The organism is Sphaerisporangium melleum (assembly GCF_014646695.1).
Taxonomy (GTDB): domain Bacteria; phylum Actinomycetota; class Actinomycetes; order Streptosporangiales; family Streptosporangiaceae; genus Sphaerisporangium; species Sphaerisporangium melleum.
This window is the reverse complement of sequence record NZ_BMNT01000146.1, coordinates 1-800: the sequence shown is the minus strand read 5'-3', so window position 1 is coordinate 800 and position 800 is coordinate 1. Positions and strand designations below refer to the sequence as shown.

General features: G+C 68.0%; 1 protein-coding gene. It reads right to left on the bottom strand.

The features are described from left to right. Positions 1-800 (bottom strand): FG-GAP repeat domain-containing protein (locus IEY93_RS37560; protein WP_189167896.1); only part of this gene is annotated, 800 nt, incomplete at both ends.

The following is an 800-nucleotide window of genomic DNA, read 5'->3' as shown; positions in this document are numbered from 1 at the left end:
TCACCCCGCCACGTCCAGCTCTGCCCGTCGCCGTCGTTCAACCAGGCCCGCACCTGCCCCAGATCCTGCAGGACCACGTAATCGTCCCGGTTATCGCCGTTCATATCCGCCAAGCGCACCCAGTCACGCAGGTAGCCGTAACCCGCGTTGATCTGGGTGATGTGATTCCAGCCCGCCGAAGGACTGCCGGGCTCCGGGCCGGGGTCATCCGGCGGATTTCCGGGGGTGGGGCCACCGGGGTAGCGGTCGTTGATCCAGGCGCCGAGCTGGCCCAGGGGGCCGATCCCGAGGTAGTCGGCCTTCCGGTCGCCGTTGACGTCGGCCAGCCGCACATTCCCACGGTCCACCCCGACGTCGCCGATGATGGCACCCTGCCAGATCCACCCCCTGCCGCCGAGGTCGTTGAGCCAGGCCCGGACCTGGCCGTTGTCCTGAACGACCAGGTAGTCGACCTTCTTATCGGCGTTGATGTCCGCCAGGCGCACCCAGTCACGGGGATAGCCGTAGCCGGGGTTGACCTCGCCCTGCCACGTCCAGCCCTTGCCGGGGCCGTTGTTCAGCCAGACGCGAAGCTGTCCCTCGTCCTGGACGATCACGTAGTCGTCGAGGCCGTCGCCGTTGATGTCCGCAAGGCGCACCCAGTCACGGGGGTAGCCGTAGCCGGGGTTGACCTCGCCCTGCCACGTCCATTCCTTGCCGGGGCCGTTGTTCCGCCAGACCCGGACCTGCCCCAGGTCCTGGAGGATCACATAGTCGTCGCGGCCGTCGCCGTCCATATCGGCGAAACGCACCCAGTCCCG